The following is a 6725-nucleotide window of genomic DNA, read 5'->3' as shown; positions in this document are numbered from 1 at the left end:
CTGGCGATTCGAGTAGCCAATTGAATGAAAGGAAGCAATCTTTCCACGTTCAATTTTCAGTTAAATGATGTCCTTTAGGACGATTTATGATATTCTGTTCTAGCACCAAGACGAAAAACCTCTTTCATTGTTTGTGTGAGAACTCCAATGATACCTGATTTTTACGTCTTGGTGTTTTTATTTTGTCATTTTTCTAAAGTGGCTAACTTGATTATAAAATTCGCCAACGAATTACATTTTATCATTAATGAGGGAATATATAATAGCAAATAATTTGTAAAATTGTCTGAAATTTTCAGGAAGTTTGGAAAATTAATTTGCTTTTTTAATAAATTAAGCGTAATTTAAAATTTTTAGGATAAGAATTTTGCTATAATTAAATGGATAGTTTTTAAGGTGGTGCAAGTTTTGGGCGGAAATAAAAGCCATGATGAGGAAGAAGTAATGCCAGTGATGGATCTGGAATCGTCTTCACAAGATACAATGTTGAAGGGTTCAGCTTGGATGACGGCTGGAAGTATTTTTTCTCGTATTTTAGGTGCAATTTATATTATTCCATGGATGGCATGGATGGGTTCTGATTATCCAGCAGCTAATGCTTTATTTGCTAAAGGATATAATATTTACAGTTTGTTTTTAATTGTCTCAACGGCTGGTATTCCTGGAGCCATTTCAAAGCAAATTTCACATTATAATGCTTTAGATGAATACTCAACTGGAAACAAATTATTTAAACATGGACTTAAAATTATGACGTTCATGGGTGTTATCTTTGGGGCAGTGATGTTCTTTGGGGCACCTGTTTTAGCAACGTTATTTACTGATGGTGATCCTAGAAGTATTCCTGTCATTAAATCATTAGCAGTAGCAGTTTTGATTATTCCAATATTAAGTATTTTAAGAGGATACTTGCAAGGATATTCAGATATGGCACCGTCGGCTATTTCGCAATTTATTGAACAGATTGCCCGAGTAATCTACATGTTAGTTGCCACATATCTTATTATGGTGGTTAACAAGGGTAGTTATATCAATGCGGTCGTTCAGTCAACCTTTGCTGCTTTTATTGGGGCAGCAGTGGCTATTGCCATTTTGGTTCTAGCAATTTTAAAGAAATTACCAAAACTGAGGCGACTTTCTAGAAGTAGCAAGCCTGTTGAAAATCTAAACGAGAGAAACTTTACACGTGAAATTTTTGAACAAGCTGTACCGTTCATCATTTTAGATGCAGGTATCACGTTCTTTAATTTGTTTGATCAATCAACCTTCAATCAATTCATGAGAATGTTTGTTAACGCGACTGGAGCACAGCTAGATAATTATTATTCACTCTTTGGTTTCCAAGCTAATAAGCTGATTATGATTATTGTGTCCTTGTCTTCAGCAATGGCTGTCACAGCAGTCCCTATTTTGTCAGGCTTATATTCTAAGGGTGACAAGTCAAAGATCGAAGACCAAATTTCTAATACTTTGGAATTATTCTTTTTCATTATGATTCCAGCATCATTAGGGATGTACGCTGTAGCACAACCACTTTGGACAACTTTTTATCGTTATGATGCCTTAGGTGTTTTAATGTTACAATTCTCGTCCGTGATTTCTATTCTATTAGGATTGTTTACAGTTCTTTCAGCTGTGTTACAAGCGTTATATCGTAATAAGCTAGCTATTAAATACTTTATTTATGGCTTTATTGTCAAAGTAGTAACGCAATTGCCAATGATTGGTATTTTTCATGAATTTGGTCCATTAGTTGCGACAAGTATTGGTATGGCGGTAGTTTCTTGGCTTATGCTAAGAGAATTACATTTGAGTTATCCGTTCCAAACCGGAAGACTTTCACGACGTATTAGTGGAATTATCCTGTTTTCATTGATTATGTTTATTTCAGTCATGTTTGTTAACTGGGTTGTTTTCCACTTTGTTGGTAATTCAGATAGAATTATCAGTGTGGTTGTTTTAGTTCTAGAAGCTGGCCTTGGTGGAGTAATCTATGGTTACTTAGTTTTAAAAACATCGTTAGCTGATAAAATACTAGGCTCAAAAGTAGAACGCATTAGAAGAATTTTTAATATTAAATAAATTAAAAGCATGCTAGTCTTCCTGGAAGAATCCGACAAGAGGGTTCATTAAGTTAATGTTTTCTTCTTGCAGTTGTCACTTATATAGTGTCATCGTAGTACCTCTTAGGCATCTCTTCCAGAGTTGGAATTCATAATTAATTCATAGGTGTTGAAATTGAACCCCTTAGTTTGGACAAAAACCAAACCGAGGGGTTTTTCTCATGGTTAAATTCAATTTGAATTTTAAAATCAAAATAATAACTGGAGCTTATCTTCTCCAAGTACAATTTAGTAATAACAGAAGGAATAATGGCTATTTAACAATAGGTACATCAAGACAAAAATAAACGGAAAGCTACCGGTAAATACCGAGAACTTTCCGTTCTAAAAGCAGCATAATTAATTGTCCAAACTTAAGGGTTCAGAGTAGAATTGGTATGCTTTTTAGCGTTATTTAATTTGACTGAATTTTTTCATGTACTTTGGTAATTTGCTAATTATTTTTGAAGGAAGAACGACGTAATTATCTTTATAAAGTTTATCAGCAATTAAGCTGTGTATTAGTAGAGCTGCTGAAATGGTTTCAAGGGAATAACCAAATTGACCAATAAATCCTGCCATAATTCCAGTTAAAGTATCACCCATGCCACCAGTTGCCATACCGGGATTTCCAGCTTGAATTTGAAATACTTGATCTTGATAATAAATTTCAGATAAATGTTTCTTTAGGATTAAAACAGCTTGAGAATTTAAACTTTGTAATTGTTTAAAATTATTTTCAGGTATCTGTTCATTAATAGGCAGGTGAGAAAGTCTTTGCCATTCACCTTGATGAGGCGTCATAACGATGTTAGCTTTAGTATCTACTGGAATCTTTTCTTGAGCAATAAGGGTTAAAGCTGAAGCGTCTAGAATCAATGTTTGGTGCGTAGTAGTTAGTCTAAGGGCAGCTTTGACCAATCCTTTAGCAATTGATGAGGTACCTAAACCTGGTCCAATAGCAATGACCTCATTGTTTTGAATGGCCTGTGCTAAATCATGTTTTTGATGATAGTCGATAGTCATGGCTTCTGGAATTCGTACGTTAATGGCGGTAAATTTTTCTGGTGTAGTAGCTACAGTAACTAGGCCAGCACCACTGTTGACTGCAGCGCTACTACAGAGAATGGAGGCGCCACCAAATTGTGTTGAGCCTGCGATAATAAGAATCTTACCGTAATTTCCCTTGTAAGATTGTGGATCTCTTTGTGCAATTACTTGATTTAAAACATTCTTATTAATTTTTTCCATTACAAGTACCTCCATTTGTAGTATCATTTTAATTGTAGTATATATCGGAAATTAAATATATATTTTGCCACTGTGGCGGAATTGGCAGACGCGCAGCGTTCAGGTCGCTGTCTAGGTTTCTAGGTGCAAGTTCGACTCTTGTCAGTGGCATTCTGATAGTTTCATAAAGAGCTAAAACCCTTGATGTTATAGGATTTAGCTCTTTTTATTTTGTCTAAAATTCAATTAATTTTGCGCAATTTTCAAAAATCGAGGATTAACAAAAAAAGTGTTCACAATTTGTGAACACTTTTTCAATAGTTATTTTAGAAATCTTTTTCACCCAATGCATGTTGAGCAGCAACGTTTAAGATACTCCATTGTCTGTCAAATCCTGGTTGGAAGAAGAAGTCAGCATCTGCTAAATCTTCAACGGTCAATTTGTGTTGAATTGCTAGAGCTAAAACGTTGCCTTGAGCTGTGATGTCATACGTTGAAAGAACAGCACCACCTAAGAGAACGTGTGAAGTCGGATTGAAGAATAGTTGAACTGAAACAGTAGGGTTATCTTTACCAGCAGGGACATAAGCTGGTCTGAGGCTACCTTGATAGAAGGAACTCTTGATTTCGACATTAGAACGTTGAGCAGTGAAGCTATTAAGGCCACTTTCTGCAAAATGATAGTCAAAGACACTCAAAGCTGATGAACCAACTACACCGCTAAATGGAAGAGCAGGTTTCTTTTCGAATAAGTGCTTTACAACATATCTAGCTTCTCGACGAGCTACTGTAGCTAAGGCGATTGGCACATGATTATTTGCTGGAATTGAATAAGCTAATGTAGCGTCACCAATAGCGTAGATATCCTTTTGATTTGTTTGAAGATATTCATTTGTCTTGATCCAACCACGGTCGTCTAAATCAATTGTGCCTTTAAGCCAATCAGTATTAGGTTTTACGCCGGCAGCTTGAATGACTAAATCACTAGGGTATTCAGTTTGATCGGTTTTGACGCTAGTAACAGCATTGGTACCTGTATATTCTTGAATCTTAGCGCCTGTAACGACTTTAACACCTTTGTCTTCAAGATGTTTTTCAAGAATATCAGTCATCTCTTTGTCAAGGTAGGTTCCTAAGGGACGGTCGATTACATCAAGCAATGTGACATTCTTACCAGCTTTAACACTGGCTTCAGCGGCCTCAATACCAATGTATCCGGCGCCCACAACGGTGATATTTTTAACATTTTTGTCTTCTAACTTAGCCTTGATTTGAGTAGCCCAATCAAAACCGCGCATTAGAAAGACATTTTTGAGGTCATTTCCAGGAATAGGGAGTGACTTAGAAGTTACGCCAGAGCTTAGAATCAATTTATCATAAGGATATTCTTGAGTACTATTATCCTTTGTGTTAACAACACTAATAACCTTTTTATCGGCGTTGATCTTTGTAACTTCGTGATTATTTAAGATTTGGACATTTTCATTAGCTGAAAAATCATCTGGTTTAAAATTGCGAACATCATGAACGTCAGTAACACTGTTCTCCAAGTATAGTTCCATACCACAGGACATAAAGGATACGAAGTCTCCTGCTTCGAACAATTTAATATCAACGTCATCATAACGTTTTAATAATTCCAGAATGGATTGGTGACCACCATGTGATGCACCAACAATAACAACTTTAGTCTTTGACATAAAAATAGCCTCCACTTTCTTAATGAGAATCATTACAATCTAAGAATAGCTCTTATTAAAATCGATGTCAATTAATAACTTAGTTTACAAATGTCAAGGAATTAGGTTTAACTAAAAATAACTTTGGAAATCATTTTAGTGAGATTACTTGGTGTCAACGATAAGCCATTCTGTTTTAGGAGACTACTAATTTCATTTTTATTGAGATCGTTTTTTAATTTTTTTAAATATTGAAAACCGGAAATTGTTAAACCATTTAGTTTGATTAAAGTAACGTACTTCAAAGGGCTAATAATACCTGAAATTAAACCGTCATTGATCATACTGATAGTTGTATCTTGCATATTACGGATCAGGATTTGATTATTATTGTCGCTAGCGATGTACTCTTTAACGAGAGGATACTTTTGTGAGTCATCAAGTAATTCTTGGAAGTCTTTAGGATTTTGTTCAGCAATAATTTCTAAAATCATTTTATACATATCAAAGTAATTCATTCGATCACAACCTTTATAGAAAATTATAACTACATTATAAGGGTGCAAATAGAAATTTAAAAATGAGATTGATAATTTTTGAAAATATACCTTTTGTATATATTGGTTCGCTAAAAAATTTGCAAAAATGACCCTCAAAACCCTATAATTATAGATAGTATAAAGAGTTGAGGAGATTATAAATATGATAAAAGAATTTAAAGATTTCATCAGTCGAGGCAATGTATTGGACTTGGCTGTTGGTGTAATCATGGGTGCTGCTTTTACAGCTATTGTTCAATCCCTTGTAAGCAATTTAATCAATCCTCTGATTGGTTTATTTTTAGGAAAGGTTGACTTGAGTAATTTGGTCTTTAAAGTGGGAGACGCAACGTTCAAGTACGGAACATTTATTGAGTCGATCATCAACTTTTTGATCATTGCTTTCGTAGTCTTTTTGATTGTTAAAGTAATGAATAAAATTATTAAGACACGTGAAGACGAGGAAGAAGCCGAAGAGGATAATAAGGATGAAGAAGTAGTTATGTATTTAAAGAAAATTTCTGATTCTTTGGAAGAAAAAAATCGTCGTGAAAACTAAAAAAACATATCTCATAACCAGTTAAGGTTAGAGATATGTTTTTTAATAGATACGTTTAAATACTTCACATAAACAAGGAATTTCATCGTTAAATTCTTTTCCTGCTTCTTGATATTCTTTTTTAAAGAAATCTTCATGTACTTCTCGCCAATAGTCTAAGGTACGATCACCTTCACCTTCATGATAAGCATGCTCAGCACTGACGTATTTGAAGGGAACGACTTCAGTAACAAGGGTTTCTGTAATACAGAGTGGTTCTTCATTGCCGTCGAGAATGATATTGTAATCACCAACTTGTGGCATGTACTCATCAGCAGTGTAGAGGTCATATGATGAAGTAGTAGCCGTTTTGGTACCATCATAGACTAAATGAGCCAATTTATCTAGATCACCACCAAAAATGGTAATATCCCCCAAAGGATAGTAGAGTGAATTCTTATCTCTTAAAAATTTGAACCAATAATCATGTATTTTTTCTTTGTCCATAAATGACACCTCAAAATATAAATATTATCTAAATGATATCGTATAAAGCAAAAGATGACAAAACTTGATTGTAAATTTTGGCGAATTTTATAATCAAGTTAGCCACTTTAGAAAAATGACAAAATAAAAA

The 6725-nt window shown here is 34.4% G+C and carries 6 protein-coding genes, 1 tRNA gene and 1 pseudogene; 3 read left to right on the top strand and 5 right to left on the bottom strand.

Annotated features, from left to right (window positions below; genetic code table 11):
* A pseudogene (locus FD33_RS13195) lies at window positions 1-106 on the bottom strand (IS30 family transposase); the annotation flags it as partial.
* A 338-nt stretch (window positions 107-444) separates the two neighbouring features.
* Here FD33_RS13195 and FD33_RS07645 point away from each other — a divergent pair.
* The gene (locus tag FD33_RS07645) at window positions 445-2082 is read left to right on the top strand and encodes a putative polysaccharide biosynthesis protein (protein WP_034544443.1); all 1638 of its coding nucleotides are present in this window, start codon (window positions 445-447) and stop codon (window positions 2080-2082) included.
* Between the two features lie 431 nt (window positions 2083-2513).
* Here FD33_RS07645 and FD33_RS07640 read toward each other — a convergent pair whose 3' ends face one another.
* The gene (locus FD33_RS07640) at window positions 2514-3353 is read right to left on the bottom strand and encodes an NAD(P)H-hydrate dehydratase (RefSeq protein ID WP_025086201.1); all 840 of its coding nucleotides are present in this window, start codon (window positions 3351-3353) and stop codon (window positions 2514-2516) included.
* A gap of 66 nt (window positions 3354-3419) precedes the next feature.
* Between FD33_RS07640 and FD33_RS07635 the strand changes: the two genes are divergently transcribed.
* A tRNA-Leu gene (locus FD33_RS07635) sits at window positions 3420-3503 on the top strand.
* Window positions 3504-3658: 155 nt separating this feature from the next.
* Here the strand turns inward: FD33_RS07635 and FD33_RS07630 are convergent.
* Together FD33_RS07630 and FD33_RS07625 are read right to left on the bottom strand one after the other, a co-directional pair.
* A complete protein-coding gene (locus FD33_RS07630; RefSeq protein ID WP_025086200.1) occupies window positions 3659-5032 on the bottom strand; it encodes an FAD-dependent oxidoreductase in 1374 nt (457 codons plus the stop codon).
* A 107-nt stretch (window positions 5033-5139) separates the two neighbouring features.
* Window positions 5140-5529 carry a hypothetical protein gene (locus FD33_RS07625; protein ID WP_025086199.1) on the bottom strand — a complete coding sequence of 130 codons (390 nt, stop codon included), beginning with the start codon at window positions 5527-5529 and terminating at the stop codon, window positions 5140-5142.
* 184 nt (window positions 5530-5713) lie between these two features.
* On the opposite strand from FD33_RS07625, the gene mscL reads away from it, so the two are divergent.
* Entirely contained in the window at window positions 5714-6109 is a 396-nt protein-coding gene (gene mscL, locus FD33_RS07620; protein ID WP_025086198.1) for a large-conductance mechanosensitive channel protein MscL, read from the top strand.
* A 42-nt stretch (window positions 6110-6151) separates the two neighbouring features.
* Here the strand turns inward: mscL and FD33_RS07615 are convergent, their stop codons facing one another.
* Complete coding sequence (locus FD33_RS07615; protein ID WP_025086197.1) at window positions 6152-6595, bottom strand: ASCH domain-containing protein; 444 nt, start codon at window positions 6593-6595, stop codon at window positions 6152-6154.
* Window positions 6596-6725: the final 130 nt, after the last annotated feature.

Origin of the sequence: Companilactobacillus paralimentarius DSM 13238 = JCM 10415 (assembly GCF_001434985.1) — a bacterium.
Lineage (GTDB): Bacteria > Bacillota > Bacilli > Lactobacillales > Lactobacillaceae > Companilactobacillus > Companilactobacillus paralimentarius.
The sequence above is the reverse complement of the archived record's forward strand: the minus strand, read 5'-3'. Positions and strand labels throughout refer to the sequence as shown.

Excerpts from the sequence above, each read along its gene's own strand:
- mscL (WP_025086198.1), top strand. The coding sequence starts at position 5,714 with ATGATAAAAGAATTTAAAGATTTCATCAGTCGAGGCAATGTATTGGAC.
- FD33_RS07615 (WP_025086197.1), bottom strand. The coding sequence starts at position 6,595 with ATGGACAAAGAAAAAATACATGATTATTGGTTCAAATTTTTAAGAGAT.
- FD33_RS07630 (WP_025086200.1), bottom strand. The coding sequence starts at position 5,032 with ATGTCAAAGACTAAAGTTGTTATTGTTGGTGCATCACATGGTGGTCAC.
- FD33_RS07640 (WP_025086201.1), bottom strand. The coding sequence starts at position 3,353 with ATGGAAAAAATTAATAAGAATGTTTTAAATCAAGTAATTGCACAAAGA.
- FD33_RS07645 (WP_034544443.1), top strand. The coding sequence starts at position 445 with ATGCCAGTGATGGATCTGGAATCGTCTTCACAAGATACAATGTTGAAG.
- FD33_RS07625 (WP_025086199.1), bottom strand. The coding sequence starts at position 5,529 with ATGAATTACTTTGATATGTATAAAATGATTTTAGAAATTATTGCTGAA.